General features: G+C 73.0%; 12 protein-coding genes. 4 read left to right on the top strand and 8 right to left on the bottom strand.

Annotated features, from left to right (window positions below):
* Nucleotides 1-531: 531 nt before the first annotated feature.
* The 4 genes from OKX07_RS12700 to OKX07_RS12685 form a co-directional block, all read right to left on the bottom strand.
* Nucleotides 532-1,776: an LCP family protein gene (locus OKX07_RS12700; RefSeq protein WP_265628428.1), complete on the bottom strand. Its 1,245-nt coding sequence runs from the start codon at nt 1,774-1,776 to the stop codon at nt 532-534.
* Between the two features lie 85 nt (nt 1,777-1,861).
* The gene (gene rfbB / locus OKX07_RS12695) at nt 1,862-2,857 is read right to left on the bottom strand and encodes a dTDP-glucose 4,6-dehydratase (protein ID WP_265628427.1); all 996 of its coding nucleotides are present in this window, start codon (nt 2,855-2,857) and stop codon (nt 1,862-1,864) included.
* A gap of 108 nt (nt 2,858-2,965) precedes the next feature.
* Nucleotides 2,966-4,042, bottom strand: coding sequence for a glycosyltransferase family 2 protein (locus OKX07_RS12690; RefSeq protein WP_265628426.1), 1,077 nt, complete (start codon nt 4,040-4,042; stop codon nt 2,966-2,968).
* Nucleotides 4,039-5,139 carry a glycosyltransferase family 4 protein gene (locus OKX07_RS12685; RefSeq protein WP_265628425.1) on the bottom strand — a complete coding sequence of 367 codons (1,101 nt, stop codon included), beginning with the start codon at nt 5,137-5,139 and terminating at the stop codon, nt 4,039-4,041. The genes OKX07_RS12690 and OKX07_RS12685 overlap by 4 nt, the downstream gene beginning before the upstream one ends.
* Nucleotides 5,140-5,217: 78 nt before the next feature.
* Between OKX07_RS12685 and OKX07_RS12680 the strand changes: the two genes are divergently transcribed.
* The 4 genes from OKX07_RS12680 to OKX07_RS12665 all read left to right on the top strand — a co-directional run bounded on the left by OKX07_RS12680 (nt 5,218) and on the right by OKX07_RS12665 (nt 10,800).
* Nucleotides 5,218-6,132: a class I SAM-dependent methyltransferase gene (locus OKX07_RS12680; RefSeq protein ID WP_265628424.1), complete on the top strand. Its 915-nt coding sequence runs from the start codon at nt 5,218-5,220 to the stop codon at nt 6,130-6,132.
* 116 nt (nt 6,133-6,248) lie between these two features.
* Nucleotides 6,249-7,091, top strand: a complete 843-nt coding sequence (locus tag OKX07_RS12675) for an ABC transporter permease (RefSeq protein ID WP_265628423.1) — start codon at nt 6,249-6,251, stop codon at nt 7,089-7,091.
* Nucleotides 7,088-8,293: an ABC transporter ATP-binding protein gene (locus OKX07_RS12670; RefSeq protein WP_265628422.1), complete on the top strand. Its 1,206-nt coding sequence runs from the start codon at nt 7,088-7,090 to the stop codon at nt 8,291-8,293. Before OKX07_RS12675 ends, OKX07_RS12670 begins: the two co-directional genes overlap by 4 nt.
* Nucleotides 8,290-10,800, top strand: coding sequence for a glycosyltransferase (locus tag OKX07_RS12665; protein WP_265628421.1), 2,511 nt, complete (start codon nt 8,290-8,292; stop codon nt 10,798-10,800). The genes OKX07_RS12670 and OKX07_RS12665 overlap by 4 nt, the downstream gene beginning before the upstream one ends.
* Nucleotides 10,801-10,883: 83 nt before the next feature.
* Here OKX07_RS12665 and OKX07_RS12660 read toward each other — a convergent pair whose 3' ends face one another.
* The 4 genes from OKX07_RS12660 to OKX07_RS12645 form a co-directional block, all read right to left on the bottom strand.
* On the bottom strand, nt 10,884-12,935 hold the full coding sequence (locus OKX07_RS12660; RefSeq protein WP_265628420.1) for a hypothetical protein: 2,052 nt from the start codon (nt 12,933-12,935) through the stop codon (nt 10,884-10,886).
* Entirely contained in the window at nt 12,932-13,534 is a 603-nt protein-coding gene (locus tag OKX07_RS12655) for a hypothetical protein (protein WP_265628419.1), read from the bottom strand. Before OKX07_RS12655 ends, OKX07_RS12660 begins: the two co-directional genes overlap by 4 nt.
* Before the next feature lie 88 nt (nt 13,535-13,622).
* Nucleotides 13,623-14,810, bottom strand: a complete 1,188-nt coding sequence (gene lhgO / locus OKX07_RS12650; RefSeq protein ID WP_265628418.1) for an L-2-hydroxyglutarate oxidase — start codon at nt 14,808-14,810, stop codon at nt 13,623-13,625.
* Between the two features lie 106 nt (nt 14,811-14,916).
* Nucleotides 14,917-16,263, bottom strand: a complete 1,347-nt coding sequence (locus tag OKX07_RS12645) for a hypothetical protein (RefSeq protein WP_265628417.1) — start codon at nt 16,261-16,263, stop codon at nt 14,917-14,919.
* Nucleotides 16,264-16,369 lie beyond the last annotated feature (106 nt).

The following is a 16,369-nucleotide window of genomic DNA, read 5'->3' as shown; positions in this document are numbered from 1 at the left end:
GAGCGCGGCGCGGAGGCGGCCGGGTCCGCGGGACGCGGCCGGCCGGCGGGGGCGATCGAGGCCGGTGCTCCCGTGCCCGGCTCTGACCCGGTGGCCGGCGGACGGGTGGCCGGCGGACGGGTGGCCGGTGGGCGGGTGGCCGGCGGGCGCGAGGCCGACGTGCGAGCCGCGGGCGGGTGGGGTGCCGGCGGGCGCGAGGCCGACGTGCGAGCCGCGGGCGGGTGGGGTGCCGGCGTGCGGGAGCCTGCCGGCGCGGCGGCGGCGGAGGTCGGGCGGGGCGCTGCCGGCCGGGAGCCCGTCGGGCGGGGACCCCGGTCGACCGGGCCGGAGCGGGACGCGGCTCGCTCGCCGGGCGGGGCGCCCCGCCGGCCGCGGGTGGCTCGCGCCGGACGACACGCGCCGGTGCGGGCGGGCGGGGACCCGGCCCGCCGACGACACGGGCGCCGTCGGCGCCGGGTCGTGCGCGGTCGCCGTCGGGGCTGAAGCTCGGAGGCGTGGGTACGTCGTCCCGGCGGGCAGGCACGGGCGCGCTCAGCAGCTCGTCGAGGCGTCGGCCGCCGTGAACGGGTCGACGCCGGGCGTCTTGGTCTCCGTCGGGGTCGGCTCCGTCGGCACCGGTGGCTCGACGGGGGCCTCCGGGACGGCCGGGTCGGTGCCTGCAGGAGGCGCGGGGGGTGCGGCCGGCTCCTCCGGCACACCGAGCATCGGGATGTCGCTCGCGATGTTGGCCCACAGCGCGTCCGCCTCGGAGGTCCACTCCACGCGGTTCGGGTCGCTGCGTGCGGGCGCCCACGGCACGGTCATGAAGGTGATGTTCGCACGGTCGACGCCGCGCAGGCTGAAGGCGAGGCCGGTGAGGTCGACGAGCCCGAGGTCGGTCGTCACCGACTGCGTGGCGGCGCTGAGGAACTGCATCAGCTGCCCGGCGTCGGTGAGCAGGTTCTTCGAGAGCACCTCGTTGGCGACGTTGGCGACGAGCCGCTGCTGACGCCCGGCCCGCATGGTGTCCGAGCCGTCGAACGTGGTGCCGTGCCGGGCGCGCGCGTACTGCAGCGCCGTCGCGCCGTCGAGCACGTGCTGACCCGCCGTCAGGTCCAGGCCCGTGTACTCGTCGTAGACGTCCTCGGCGACGCACATCGGCACCCCGCCGATCGCGTTGATCATGTTCTGGAAGCCGGCGAAGTCGACCACGACGACGTTGTTGATCGCGATCCCCGTGTTGGCCTGCACCGCGTTCGCCGCGCAGGCGGCAGCCGACGCGAGGTCCTCGCCGTTGTCCCACCCGATCGCGAACGCGGTGTTGAACATGACGTTGCGCTGCTCACGCGTCGTGCCGCCGTTCGTCATGGTGCACGACGGGATGTCGACCAGCGAGTCGCGCGGGATCGACACCATCTCGACGCGGGTGCGGTCTGCCGACACGTGCACGACGATCGTGGTGTCGGAGCGCATCCCCTTGTCCTCGCCCCCGATGTCGGCGTTCACGCCGTCGCGCTGGTCGGAGCCCAGGACGAGCACGTTGACGGCCCGTCCGGCGTTCGCGTCCGCGGGGTCCGGAGCATCCGTCGGCGTGGGCGCCGCGTCCACCAGTCCGCCGAGGTCGAGCCCGTCGACGTTGTTGGTGAGACGTGCCGCGAACGCCGCACCGCCGGCCGCACCGAACACCAGGACGCTCGTCACCGCGAGGGCGACGCCGCGCAGCACGCCGTGGGAGTGCTGGTTGCGGGCGTGCCGCGGCGCACGGAGGCGCCGCGGTGCGGCGTGGCGGGTGGTCACGGCTCGATCGTAGGAGAGCGCGATGCGCGATGCGGGGGAGTGGGGCAGGGGCGTGGTGGAGGATCTGTGGAGATGGCCGGCCTGGTCAGCGCCCCAGCACCGCGTACTTCGCCTCGGTGGCGTCCTTCTGCGGGCGCCACCACGCCTCGTGCGCGCGGTACCAGTCGATCGTCGCGGCGAGCCCGTCGTGGAACGTCGTGTACCGCGGCTCCCAGCCCAGCTCGGTGCGCAGCTTGGTCGCGTCGATCGCGTACCGCATGTCGTGGCCGGGGCGGTCGTTGACGTGGTCGTACGCGTCGGGGGCCTGGCCCATGAGCTCGAGGATGAGCTCGATCACCGTCTTGTTGTCCTTCTCGCCGTCGGCGCCGATGAGGTACGTCTCACCGAGGCGGCCCTTCTCGATGATCGACCAGACCGCGGAGTTGTGGTCCTCGACGTGGATCCAGTCGCGCACGTTCTCCCCGGTGCCGTAGAGCTTGGGGCGCACGCCGTCGATCACGTTGGTGATCTGACGCGGGATGAACTTCTCCACGTGCTGGAACGGCCCGTAGTTGTTCGAGCAGTTCGAGATCGTCGCCCGCACGCCGAAGCTCCGGGCCCAGGCGCGCACCAGCAGGTCGGACGCGGCCTTGGTCGACGAGTACGGGCTCGACGGGTTGTACGGGGTGTCGGGCGTGAACTTGGCCGGGTCGTCGAGCTCGAGGTCGCCGTAGACCTCGTCCGTCGACACGTGGTGGTAGCGCACGTCGTACCGGCGCACGGCCTCGAGCAGCTGGTAGGTGCCGATGACGTTGGTCCGCACGAACGGCCACGGGTCGTGCAGCGAGTTGTCGTTGTGCGACTCGGCGGCGAAGTGCACGACGAGGTCGGTGTCGCGGACGAGCTGGTCGACGATGTCGGGGTCCGCGATGTCGCCCTTGGCGAAGACGACCTGGCCGTCGACCGGGTCGAGGCTGCGCTCGTCGCCGGCGTAGGTGAGGGCGTCCAGCACCGTCACGTGCACGTCGGGCCGTTCCCGCACCGTCTGGTGCACGAAGTTCGAGCCGATGAAACCGGCTCCGCCGGTGACGAGCATGCGCATGGACTTCGATCCTTCGGGAGGCTGGGGGACGGGACGTGGCAGCGCCACACGCTACCGCGCACGGTCGTGGCCGGGCGAGGTCGTGCGCCGCCGCCGCGGAGCGCCGCGTCAGGACCGGTACGCGTACCCCTCGCCGGCGGCGACGAACAGCTCCTCGACGCGGGCGCGGGGCAGCCGCGCGGCGCGCCCGATCCGGTGCCGCTCGCGGACCAGGCCGGGCAGCATGCGCACGTACGACCCCAGCGCACGCGAGCGCGTGCGGGCGAGGTCCCAGCGGCGGCGGCGGATCGCGAGCGACGCGGTCGTCGCGGCGAACCGCACGACCGCCGTCAGCGCGAGCCCGGCGGACGCGTCCTTGGTCAGCATCGCCAACCGGTTGCGCGCGTCGTGGAAGCGGAAGAGCTCGCTGCCCTCCCCGGACGACGCGGCGTGCACGTGCTCGACGACGGCGTCAGCACAGTGCTCGACCCGGTAGCCGGCGAGGCGCAGGCGCCACGACAGGTCCGTGTCCTCGTAGTACATGAAGAACGACTCGTCGAAGAGCCCGACGTCCCGCAGCGCGGACGTCCGCAGCACCGCCGCGGCGCCGGAGAAGCCGAACACGTCCCGCGCGGGTCGGTGCCGCGCGGCGTCGGCGAGCCACCCCCGGTCCTGGCCGAACCCGTCGGTGCGCACCTCGTTGCCGGTCGAGTTCACCAGCCGCACGTCGCCGGCCGGGTCGGGCACCCAGCGACCGTCGGGCCCCTGCACCGCGCCCGGCGCGTCCTGCTCGTCCGGGCCGGCGGCGCGGAACCGGGCCGCGAGCAGCACGGTCGCCGCCATCGCCGCGACGTCGTCGGGGGCCGCGTCCATCGCCCGGACCAGCGCCCACACCGCGTCGGGGGCGATCACGGCGTCGTTGTTGACCAGGACGACGTAGGGGGACCGGACCTGTCGCAGCGCGAGGTTGTTGCCCCCCGCGAACCCGAGGTTGCGCGCGGACCGGACGAGCCGCACCTCGGGGTACTCGTCGGCGACGACCTCGGCGGTGCCGTCGGACGAGGCGTTGTCGACGACGACGACCGCCATGCGCACCCCGTCGAGCCGCTGCGCCGCCAGGCTGTCCAGGCAGGTCCGCACCAGACCTGCCGCGTCGTAGGTCACCGTGACGACGGTGACGTCGGGCTCGGGTGCCGGTGCGCTCACGACAGCGCCCGGCGGTAGACGGCCAGGGTCGCGTCGGCGGTCGCGTCCCAGGTGAACCGCGCGGCCCATGCCCGGCGCGCGTCCTGCGCCGGTGCGTCGTCGGGCGAGGTCAGGACCCGCTCGAGCCCGGCGGCCAGGGCCTCGACGTCCCGCGGGTCGGCGTACGTCGCGTGCCCCCCGCCGACCTCGCGCAGCGCCGGCACGTCGCCCGCGAGCACGGGCCTGCCCGCGGCGAAAGCCTCGAGCACCGGCAGCCCGAACCCCTCGTCGAGCGACGGGAGCAGGACGGCCTGCGCCCCCGCCACCAGCGCGCGCAGCTCGTCGTCCTCGAGCCACCCCGTGCGGACGACGTCCGTCGTGTCCCCGAGCGACGCGCCGGCCCCGGCCTGGCCGGCGAGCACGAGCGTCGGCGCGTCCGGGACGTCCCGTCGCAGCGCGCGGTGCGCCTGCAGGAGCCGGGGGAGGTTCTTGCGCGGCTCGAGGGTGCCGACGAACAGCACGTACCGCTCCGGGATCGTGCGCCGCTCGCGCCACGCGGCCCCCGGCGGTCGCGCGTCGGCCCAGCCGGGGTCGACGCCGAGCGGGGTCACGCTGACGCGGTCCTGCTCGAGCGCGTAGTGGTCACGCACCGCGGCGGCGGTGGCGGCGGACGGCACGACCACCTGCGCGCCGCGACCCAGCGCGCGCGGCACGAGCGTGCGGTACCGCGCGGCGTCCGGGCTGACGGTCTGGGGCAGGTGCACGTACGCGAGGTCGTGCACCGTGACCACCTCGCGCGCCCGCCGCGTCGGGGGCGAGACGAAGTTCGTGCCGTGGACGAGCGACGTGCCCCCCACGAGCGCCTCGACCGGCGGGACGTCCCAGCGCGCCCAGGCCTCGCGCAGCACGCGCGCCGGCACGGGGGGGCCGACCTGGCGCACGCCGTCGGGCAGGGTGCGGACGCGGCCGCCGCGCAGGCTCCAGGTCATGACCTCGAGGCTCACGTCGACGTCGGCGCGTCGCGCTGCGGCCGGGAGCGCGTCGAGCACGCGCGCCACGTAGGTCCCGATCCCGGTGCGTCGGCCGAGCAAGGGGGTCCCGTCGAGCGTGATGCGCACGCGGTGATGCTCTCACGGGTGACATCCAGGGACTCCCCGCTTCGGTACCATCGACTGCTCCTACCGAGGAAGGCCACCATGCCCACGTATGACACCGTCGTCGACGAGGCACTCGAGGACAACTCCCATGCATACCTCGTCCGTCTCGTGGGTCCCGGCAAGCGCGTCCTCGACGTCGGCTGCGCCACGGGGTACCTGGGGGAGGTGCTCAAGCGCCGCGGCTGCGAGGTCGTCGGCGTCGACATCGACCAGGCAGCCGTCGAGAAGGCGGCGCACGTCCTCGACGCGGTGCACGTCGTCGACCTGGAGCAGGCCGACCTGCTCGAGACGTTCGGCCCGGCCAGCTTCGACGTGATCGTGTTCGGCGACGTGCTGGAGCACCTGCGCGACCCGTTGCGCCTGCTGCGCAGCAGCGTCGGCCTGCTGCGTCCCGGCGGCAGCGTCGTCGTCTCCGTGCCGAACGTCGCGCACGGGTCGATCCGGCTGTCCCTGCTCCAGGGCGGCTGGGAGTACCAGGACCGCGGCCTGCTGGACCGGACGCACGTGACGTTCTTCACACGCGTCACGCTGCTGCGTCTCCTCAGCGACGCCGGGCTCGCGGTCATCGACCTGTGGCCGACCCACGCCGACGCCCTGGCGACCGAGATCCCCGTCGACACGACCGCACTGCCGGACGGCGCCCTGGAGTGGGTGCGCCGCCAGCCGGACGCGGACGTCTACCAGTTCGTCCTGCGGGCCGTCCTCGACGACCGTGACGGCGCCGTCGCCCGGCTCCGGTCGCAGGTCGACGCACTGGTGCTCGAGCGGGACTCCGCCCGCGCCGAGGCGGACAGGACCCGTGACCTGCTGAAGGCCGAGCACCGGTCCGTCGCGGAGGCGCAGCGGCGCGCCGAGCACGCCGAGACCGAGGTCGAGGCGCTGTACGCGACGCGCGCGATGCGGGCGCTGCGCGCTCCGCGCCGCCTGTACGGGCGGCTGCGACGGCCGTCCTGAGGCACGGGGTGAGCGTCAGGCGTCGCCACGTCGCCTAGGATCGGGCCCATGCATCGTCCCCTGACCCCGGGGCCACGTCCCGGGCCCGTCGGCATGTGCGCGCAGGTGACCACGGCGTGAGGGACGCCACGCGTACGCGCCGCACGCGCGAGCTCCTGGTGAACCTCACGATGCGCGAGGTCAAAGGGCGCTACAAGCGCACCGCCCTCGGCAACCTGTGGTCCCTGATCAACCCCATCGCCACCATGGCCGTCTACACGGTCGTCTTCGGCGTCTTCATGCGGGTCCCGATCGAACCGAGCCGCACGGGCCTGCACGTCTTCGCGCTGTGGCTCATGTGCGCCCTGATCCCGTGGACGTTCTTCTCCTCGGCGCTGATGACGGGCCTGAACTCGATCGTGGCGAACGCCAACCTGGTGAAGAAGGTCTTCTTCCCGCGGGAGGTGCTCGTCGCCTCGAGCGTGTTCGCCCTCAACGTGACCACGGCGATCGAGCTGGGGGTGCTGGTCGTCGCCCTGACCCTGTTCGGCCAGATGGTGTTCCCCTGGCTGCCGATGGTCGTGGTCCTCATGGTGCTGCTCACCGCGATGGCGCTGGGGTTCGCGCTGATGCTGTCGGTCGCGAACGTCTACTTCCGCGACACCGAGCACTTCGTGGCCATCCTGATGCAGATCTGGCTGTACGCCACGCCGATCATCTACCCCCTGAGGCTGGTGGCGGAGGCCGAGAAGGACCTCAACGCCCGGCTCGCGCAGTACGACCTCTCCTTCCCCCTGGTGTCCTTCTGGGAGCTCAACCCCATGCTCCACTTCACGCAGGCGTTCCGCTCCGTGCTGTACGAGGAGACGTGGCCGTCCCAGACGGACATGATCTGGTGCGTGGCGTCGGCCGTCGTCGTCCTGTTCATCGGGTGGCGGGTCTTCCACCGCTTCGAGCCGCGGATGGCGGAGGAGCTGTGAGCGAGATCATCGAGGTCGACGGCGTCTCCAAGCGCTTCCGCATGTACCGGGAGCGCAACCAGTCGCTCAAGGCGTCGCTCATGCGCGGCCGCCGGGCCAAGTACGACGAGTTCTGGGCCCTGCGCGACGTGGGCTTCTCGATCCCGCAGGGCTCCACCTTCGGGCTCATCGGGGAGAACGGGTCGGGCAAGTCGACGCTGCTCAAGTGCCTGGCCCGGATCCTCGTCCCCGACGAGGGGACGATCGCGGTCGGCGGCTCCGTCGCGGCGCTCCTCGAGCTCGGTTCGGGCTTCCACCCCGAGCTCACGGGACGCGAGAACGTGTACCTCAACGGCTCGATCCTGGGCCTCGGCAAGCGGGAGATCGACCGCAAGTTCGACGGCATCGTCGACTTCGCCGGCATCGAGACGTTCATCGACCAGCCCGTGAAGAACTACTCGTCCGGCATGTACGTGCGGCTGGGGTTCTCCGTGGCGATCAACGTGGACCCGGACATCCTGCTGGTCGACGAGGTCCTCGCCGTCGGTGACGCGAACTTCCAGGCCAAGTGCATGGAGAAGTTCGCGGAGTTCCGCGCCGCCGGCAAGACGGTCGTCATCGTCAGCCACGCGATGGGCACGATGCGCACGATGTGCGACCACGCGGCGTGGCTCGACCACGGCCGCCTCGTGCAGTCGGGCCCCGCGACGTCGCTCGTGGACGAGTACGTCGACTCGACGCACGTCGAGCGCAGCGTGCAGGGCGAGCAGCCCGAGCACGAGACCGGTCGGCACGGCTCGGGCGAGGTGACGGTCGAGCGCGTCGAGCTCCTCGACGGCGACGGCCAGCCGGTCACCACGGTCCGCACCGGCGACCCGATGCGCGTCCGGCTGCACTACGACGCGCACGAGCGGGTCGACAAGCCCGTCTTCGGCCTGGCCGTCGAGACCCTCGAGGGGGTCTACGTCTGGGCGTACCACACGCGGGACGGCGGCCTGGAGATCGACGCGGTGTCCGGCAAGGGCACCGTGGACTGCGTCGTGCCGGCGCTGCCGCTGCAGCCGGGCACGTTCGACGTCATCGCGTCGGTCGTGGACTGGACGACGCAGCACACGTACGACCTGCGCCGCAAGGTCGTGCGGTTCGACGTGGAAGCCGGGTCGCCGCGCGAGTCGGGCGGGATCGTGGCGATGGGGGCGACGTGGACGAGGGAGAGCGCGTGAGCAGCAAGAGCGGCCGTACGGGGGAGATCCGTCCCGGCGTGGTGACCGTCGTCCTGGTGAACTACAAGGGTGCCCAGGACACGATCACCGCGCTGCGCGCGTTCGACGACGTCGACTGGCCCCGCGAGCAGCTCCAGCTCGTGGTCGTCGACAACGACTCGCAGGACGGCAGCGTCGAGGCGATCCGGTCGGCGGTCCCCGACGCCCTGGTCGTCGCCGCGGGCGGCAACACGGGGTTCGCCGGCGGCTGCAACCTCGGGGTCCGGCACGCGACCGGCGAGTACGTCGCGTTCCTCAACAACGACGCCCGCCCGCACCGCGACTGGGTCCGGGCGGCCGTCGACGTGCTCGCCGCGGACCGCGGGATCGGCGCCGTCGCGTGCAAGGTCCTCGACTGGGAGGGCGAGCGGATCGACTACGTCGACGGGTCCCTGACCTGGTTCGGCATGGGCTACAAGCGCGAGGTCGAGAAGCTCGACACGGGCGAGTGGGACACGGCGAAGGACGTGCTCTTCGGCACGGGCGCGGCGATGTTCATGCGCACCGACCTGTTCCGCGAGGTCGGTGGCTTCGACGAGCGGTTCTTCATGTTCTACGAGGACGTCGACCTCGGGTGGCGGCTCAACCTGCTGGGGTACCGGGTGCGGTACGTCCCGGGCTCGGTGGCGTACCACAAGCACCACGTCACCATGAAGAAGTTCGGCAACTTCCGCGAGACGTACCTTCTCGAGCGCAACGCGCTCATGTCGATGTACAAGAACCTCGACGACGAGTCGCTGGCGCGCGCCCTGCCTGCGGCGATGGCCCTCGCGGTCCGCCGGTCGTTCGCGCGGGCGGACGTCGACACCTCGACCCTGGACCTGCAGCGCTCCCCGGGCAACGACGACGTCGGCACGCTCGAGCTGTCGAAGATGGCCCTGACCGGGCCGTACGCGATCGACTACTTCGTCGAGCAGCTCGAGTCGCTCGCCCAGAGCCGCAAGGACCTGCAGACGCGCCGCCGGCGTCCGGACACCGACCTGTTCCCGCTGTTCCGGCAGGCGATGGAGCCCGCGTACGCGATCGACAGCTACCTCGAGGCGCACCGCGTCCTCGTCGAGGCGTTCGACGTGGCGTCGCGCTTCGCGACCCGCCGCCGCGTGCTCGTCGTCACGGGGGAGCCGCTCAAGACCACGATGGCGGGCCCCGCGATCCGGGCCTGGGAGATCGCGCGGACCCTCAGCGCGGAGCACGAGGTACGGCTGGCGTCCACGAGCGGGAGCTGGATCGAGCCCGAGGGCTTCACCGCCGAGTACCTGTACGGCAAGAAGCTCATCGAGGCGACCGGGTGGGCCGACGTCATCATCTTCCAGGGCTTCCTGCTCGAGGGTGCCCCGTGGCTGAAGACGAGCGACAAGATCGTCGTCGCGGACATCTACGACCCCATGCACCTCGAGCAGCTCGAGCAGGCGAAGGACCAGGGTCCCGGCGGCCGCGAGATGGCGGTCCGGGAGACGACGCGGGCGCTCAACGAGCAGATCGCGCGTGCCGACCTCATGCTGTGCGCCTCGGAGAAGCAGCGTGACTTCTGGCTCGGGCAGCTCGCCGCCCAGGGGCGCATCAACCCCGCGGTGTACGACGAGGACGAGTCGCTGCGCTCCCTGCTGTCCGTGGTGCCGTTCGGCATCGCCGACACGGACCCGGTCCAGAAGCGGCACGCCATCAAGGGCGCCACCGAGGGCATCTCCGTCGACGACAAGGTCATCCTGTGGGGTGGCGGGATCTACAACTGGTTCGACCCGCTGACCCTCATCCGTGCCGTCGACGTGCTGCGCCGGGAGCACCCCGAGGTCCGGCTGTACTTCATGGGCCTCAAGCACCCCAACCCGGGCGTGCCGGAGATGAAGATCGCGTGGCGCACGCGGGAGCTGGCCGCCGAGCTCGGCCTGGTCGACAAGCACGTGTTCTTCAACGAGGGCTGGGTGCCCTACGAGGAGCGGGCCGACTACCTCCTCGACGCCGACGTCGGTGTCTCGACGCACTTCGAGCACATCGAGACGGCCTTCAGCTTCCGGACGCGCATCCTCGACTACCTGTGGACGTCGCTGCCCATCGTGGCGACCGGCGGCGACACGTTCGGCGAGCTGATCCGCGCCCACGACCTCGGCCGTGTCGTGCCGCCGCAGGACGTCGACGCCCTGGTCGAGGCCCTCGAGCAGATGCTGTACGACAGGGAGGCCATCGACGCCGTGCAGGCGAACGTCCGTGCCTTCGCGGAGTCCTACCGCTGGGAGCGGGTGCTGCAGCCGCTCGTCGACTTCTGCCGCGCCCCCCGGCGCGCGGCCGACCTGACGGGCCGCCTCGGACCCGTCACCACGGCCATGTACGTCGCGCCGCCGCCGCCGATCTCCGTGCGCGGCGACGTCCACCTGCTGCGCGAGTACATGTCGCAGGGCGGTGTGCGCGAGGTCGCCCGGCGGGCGGCAGGGCGCGTCCGCCGGATCACGGGCGGCGGCCCCGGGCGCTGAGGCGGCGGCTCCGGCCGCTGAGGCGGCGTACGACGCCGCGCGAGGGGGACCCGAGGCACCGGCCTCGGGTCCCCCTCGCGGCGTCAGGACGTGGTGAAGGAGCGGCAACCGAGGAGCGTGTGGGCCCCGCCGGCGGTGTCGATCGAGTACACGCAGATGCTGTGCTGGCCCGGGGCCAGGGTCCTGCTGTGCGTGTAGCCGCGCTGCGGTGCGGTCTGGTAGGCGGCGGCGACGTCCGGGCGCGACAGGTCCGCCGACAGCGCCACGCCGACCCCGTCGACGTAGACGTGCACCTCGTTGGGGTTCGCCGTGTCGGGGTCCCACGTCCAGCCGCTGACGGTCATCGTCGGGCCGTCGACCTGGAGCACGTCGATGAAGCCCAGCGGGGCGGCGTTCGCCACGACGAACGTGCGGCACCCGAGCAGGGTGTTCGCGCCGCCGGCGGTGTCGATGGCGTGGGCACAGACCTGGTGCTTCCCGGGCGCGAGCGTCCGGGTGTCGCTGAACCCGCGCGTCGCGGTGGTGCCGTACGCCGCGGCGACGTCGGGCCGGCTCCGGTCGGCCCGGACGGCCACGCCGACACCGTCGACGTAGACGTGCGCCTCGGTGGGGTCCTTCGTGTCGGGGTCGAGCGTCCAGCCCCAGATGGTGGCGCGCGACCCGGTGACGCTGACGCCGTCGAACGAGCCGATCGGGGGTCGCGACGCGCCGACGACGACCGTCCGGCAGTCGAGCAGGGTGTGCCCCCCGGCGGACGTGTTGATCCCGTAGACGCAGATGCTGCGCGCCCCGGCCTTGACCTTCACAGTGTGCGAGAACCCGTGGTTGTCGCCCTTGCCGTACGCGGCGTTCAGGCCGCCGACGGGCCGGTCCGCGCGCACCGCGACGCCCACGCCGTCGACGTAGAGGTGTGCCTCCGTGGCCGCGGCAGTGTCGGGGTCGAGCGTCCAGCCGGCGATGGTGAGGGAGTCGGTGCCGGCGGTCACGGAGGTCACGGCACCGATCGGCACGGCGTCGGGGACGACGACCGTACGGCAGTCGAGGAGCGTGTTGTTCCCGGGGCCGGACGAGATGCCGAACGTGCAGACCGACCGGGGTCCCGGTGCCGCGGGGACGGTCACGAGGAATCCGTGCCGGTCGCCCTTGCCGTAGGCGGCCGCGACGTCCGGCCGGGACTTGTCGGCCATCGCCGCCGTCCCCGCACCGTCCACGTACAGGTGCACCTCGGTCGACGCCGACGTGTCCGGGTCGAGCGTCCACCCGGACACCGTCACCCCGGTGTTCGTGGCGGTCACGGACTCGACGACCCCGATGGGGTCGGCGCCGTCGGGCCGGCCGAACCAGTCGGTGAAGTAGTTCCAGAAGTTGCGGTTGCCGTACGACGAGCACCCGTCGCCCGTGCCGTACCCCGCCGCGAGGGCGGCCGTGTTCGGCTGGTAGGGCGTGTAGTTGTACAGGCTCGCGGTCGCCTGGTTCCGGATCAGCACGGGCGCGGTGCCGCACGCGGCGTTGGGGTGGAACCGGACGTTGTTGACCACGCCGGCGCGGTGCGCGTAGCGGGTCGGGTTGAGCGCGTAGTTGTTGAGCTGCCAGGCCGCCTGGTACAGCTGGTTGTAGAAGCCGTAGTAGCGGGTGTCGCAGGGCGCCGTGTCGGGGCAGCCGAAGCCCATGGCCTTCTGGTAGCGCGACGGCGTGAGCGAGCCGCCGGAGGCCGTCACGAGCCCCTGCTCCTTCTGCAGCATCACGAGCAGGACCCGGGGGTTGATGCCGCAGGCCTGCGCGACCTTGACGATCACGTCGGCCGCCGACTCGTTGCCGGCGCCCGTGTAGGTGCCGCGGCAGCGGTCGTCGGCGGGGCGGGTCCACGTGTCGAAGCGCGCGGTGCGCAGGCAGGGCGTGCCGTCGTTGCCCGGGCGGCAGCTGGGCGCGCGGGCATCGAGGAACGACTGCACCGCGGCCGCGCTCATCGCGCCGCTGTCGACGAACACCGCGTCGGAGATGATGAACCCGGGCTGGAACTGGGACAGGTCGGCCGCGGTCGCGCCCGACGCCCCGGCGAGGCCGAGGGCTGCGCCCGTCACGAGCGCCGCGAGAGCCAGGACGAGTCGGGGGGCGCGACGACGGCGATCTGTCATGGGATGTCCATCGGCGGGACATCGGTCCGACCTGAGGCATTCGGGCCGACGTACTCGACGACGCCCGTCCAGGTGCCGCTCGACAGCTGCTCACGCGGCACGGCCAGACCGCTGCAGCTGACCGTGGTCGCGTCGGCGAAGGTGGCGGCCGTGACCTCGGCGGTGGCGCCCCCGGGCCCCGTCAGCCGCAGCGTGCACGTCCCGGGGGACAGCGTCGCGGCGTAGGCGCCGACCTCGGCCGCCGACGTCAGCGCGTTCCAGCCGGAGAAGGTCACGACGACGTCGACGGTCGCGGCCGGCGGAGCGGGCTCGTCAGGGGTCGGCGCGGGGTCGGTCCCCGGGTCGTCCGTCGCCGGGGCGTCGGCCGACGCGCTCGGGGACGGGCCCCCGGACGGCGTGCCGGTGGCGCTCGGCGTCGCCGAGGACGTCGGGCCGCCCGACGTGGGTGGGGCCGTCGCCGACGGGGTTCCGGTCGTGCAGGCACCCAGCACCAGGCCGGCCGCCACGAGGAGCACGGCCGGGACGGCGCGGTGGCCGGTGCGGCGGCGCTCGGCGGGCGGGGAGGGCAGGCGGGTGGTCCGTGGCAGCAGCGCGGTCATGGTCTCTCGGTCCGTGCGGAGGGTGGCTCCTCACGCTAACCCCGGCGTCGCGCGCCCCCGGGGCGTCCGGCCGGTGTGTCGCCGCCGGTCAGCCGAGTGCCGCGTCGAGCTCGCGCTCGAGGTGCGCCGCGATCTCGAGGGCCGCCGTCGCCGCGGGCGAGGGTGCGTTCAGGACGTGGACCTGGCGCGGGGCCGTCTGGACGAGGAAGTCGTCGACCAGGCCGCCGTCCGGGCGCAGGGCCTGGGCGCGCACGCCGGCCGGGGCGGGCTCGAGGTCGGCGGCCTCGATGCCCGGCACGAGCCGCGCCAGGCTCGCGGCGAACCGGCGCCGGGACAGCGAGCGCAGCAGCTCGCCCGCGCCCGGGACCACGTTGCGCGCACCGAGGCGCCACAGCCCCGGGTAGCCGATCGCGTCGGCGACGTCCGTGGGCGAGACGTCCCGCCAGCGGTAGCCCTCGCGCGCGAGGGCGAGCACGGCGTTCGGTCCCGCGTGGACGCCGCCGCCGATCATCCGCGTCAGGTGCACGCCGAGGAAGGGGAAGCGGGGATCCGGCACGGGGTAGATCAGGCCACGGACGAGGTGCGTCCGGTGCTCCGCCAGCTCGAAGTACTCGCCACGGAACGGCACGATCCTCGCCTGCGGGCGCAGCCCCGACGCGGCGGCGAGGCGGTCGCTGTGCAGGCCCGCGCAGTTCACGAACGCGTCGGCGGACACCTCGCCGGTGGTCGTCTCGACCACCACGCGACCCGGCGTCGTGCGCGCGCGCAGCACGCGGACACCGGTCCTGACGGTGCCGGACCGACCCGTGACGATGCCGGCGAGCGCGTCGCACACCCCCGGGTAGTCGACGATCCCGGTGATCGGGACGTGCAGGGCGGCGACCGCGGCGACGTGGGGCTCGTGCTCGCGGGCGCCCGCCGCGTCGAGCAGCGAGGCCTCGACCTCGTTGGCCGCCGCACGCGCCTGCAGCGCGCGCAGGCGCGGGACCTCGGCCTCGGCCGTCGCGACGATGAGCTTGCCGGTCTGCTGGACGGCGACCCCGTGGTCCAGCGCGAACCGCCGCATCGAGGCCGCACCGGCCCGGCCGAGGCGCGCCTTGAGGCTGCCGGGGGCGTAGTAGATGCCCGAGTGGATCACGCCGGAGTTGCGACCCGTCTGGTGGGTCGCGAGGCGGTCCTCCTTCTCGAGCACGACGACCTCGTCGCCCCGCTCGGCGAGGCGGGCCGCCACCGCGAGGCCGACGATCCCCGTTCCGACGACGACGACGCGTGCCACGGTGCTCCTGAGGGTGACGAGGTTCGAGACGGACGGGCGCCGGGCCGCGGCGCAGAGTGCACTCTACGGGCGGTGCGTCGCGCCCCGACGGGACTCCCGGCCCCTGTCAGGACCCCAGGAGCGACGGGGTCTGGTACCAGGCGAGCGCGAGGCACACGACGCTCAGGCCGAGGATCGTCCCCTGCAGCCACCGTTGACCCGGGCGCACGAGCGACGCGGCGAGGGCGAGCCCGAGCGGCACGAGCGACAGGCCGTACCGGCCCTGGGTCGGCACGTAGTAGCTCGTGACGACGAAGTTCATGAGGACCAGGGCGACGGGTGCCAGGGCGCCGGCGAGGGCGAGACCCGCCGCGAGCTGCCGCTTGTACAGCGGCATCGAGGACGAGGCCGCGACCCACACGGCGCCGCCGAACATCGCGATGGCCAGCAGCTGGGCGAAGCCACGCGACGGGCCGTAGCTCAGGGGCTGCATGAAGACGCCGACGTTCTCGAGGACCTGCGCGGGCGTGAGGCTGTCCACCAGCGCCTCTTCGTACGGCTCGTCGTCGTTGAGGCGCAGGAGGCCGCGGACCACGACCCAGACCAGCGTCACGGCGAGCGCGCAGCCGGCGAGGTTGAGGATGTCGAGCAGCCGGCGGCGGGGCCGCGGTGCCCCGTCCGGCGTCCGCCAGAGCCAGGCGACCAGGAAGGCCGCGCAGCCCGCCATGACGACGACGAGGTTCGTCAGCTTGACCGTCCCCGCGAGCAGGCCCGCGAGCGACACGACCCACCACGGCACGCGGTCCCGCAGCCGCAGCGCGACGACGAACGCCACGACGGCGCCGACGAGGGCACCGGTGGAGTGCGGGGTGACGTACTGGAACTGGATGTTCGTGATCGACAGCCACAACGGGGCGAGGCCGGCCGCGGCGGCGGCGCCGACGGGGGCGCCGAGGTGACGGGCGAGGAAGAAGACGAGCGTCATCGTCAGCGCGCACCACAGGATCCCGAGGAGGCGGGCCGCCGTGATCATGTTCTCGGTGAGACCGAGGCCGTACGGGACGTGGGCGAGCGCCGCCACCGTCCAGTGGTAGAGCGGGGGGTCGATGTCCGCGGTGTTGTAGAACTCGATGTCCGAGGGGGCGCCGGCGCAGACCTTCGCGTTGGGCACGAGCGCGGACTGGTCCACCCCGCGGCAGCCGAGCTCCTGCAGGGTCTCGGGCGCGAGCGTCGCGCCCTGCCGCATGAGGAGCTGACCGTCCTGGGTCCGGACGAGCGTGTCGATGTAGGACAGCTCGTCCTGCGGACTGATGCCCGGCGTGTCGCGGATCCGGTCCGCGAGGAACGGTGCGGCCACCACCGTCGCGCACACCAGGACGAGCAGCGCCTGCACCACGGGGTGGCGGACGAACCGTCGGCGGACGGATCCGTCGGTGGGCTCCGGCTCCGTCGCCGTGCCGATGTCGGTGGTCATCGTGTCCTTCGTGGTCCGGACGTCGTCCAGCGCGCGCTGGTCCGACGCAGCATGCTAGCCGGGCACCGGGTCGGTGCGGCTCACCTATGCTGTACCGGCTACTCGT

It is taken from the genome of Cellulomonas sp. S1-8 (assembly GCF_026184235.1).
Classification (GTDB): Bacteria; Actinomycetota; Actinomycetes; order Actinomycetales; family Cellulomonadaceae; genus Cellulomonas.
This window is presented reverse-complemented; position numbering and strand designations above follow the sequence as displayed.

Coding starts and splice junctions, on each gene's coding strand:
- OKX07_RS12680 (WP_265628424.1), top strand. CDS start 5,218: ATGCCCACGTATGACACCGTCGTCGACGAGGCACTCGAGGACAACTCC.
- OKX07_RS12645 (WP_265628417.1), bottom strand. CDS start 16,263: ATGACCACCGACATCGGCACGGCGACGGAGCCGGAGCCCACCGACGGA.
- OKX07_RS12655 (WP_265628419.1), bottom strand. CDS start 13,534: ATGACCGCGCTGCTGCCACGGACCACCCGCCTGCCCTCCCCGCCCGCC.
- OKX07_RS12660 (WP_265628420.1), bottom strand. CDS start 12,935: ATGACAGATCGCCGTCGTCGCGCCCCCCGACTCGTCCTGGCTCTCGCG.
- rfbB (WP_265628427.1), bottom strand. CDS start 2,857: ATGCGCATGCTCGTCACCGGCGGAGCCGGTTTCATCGGCTCGAACTTC.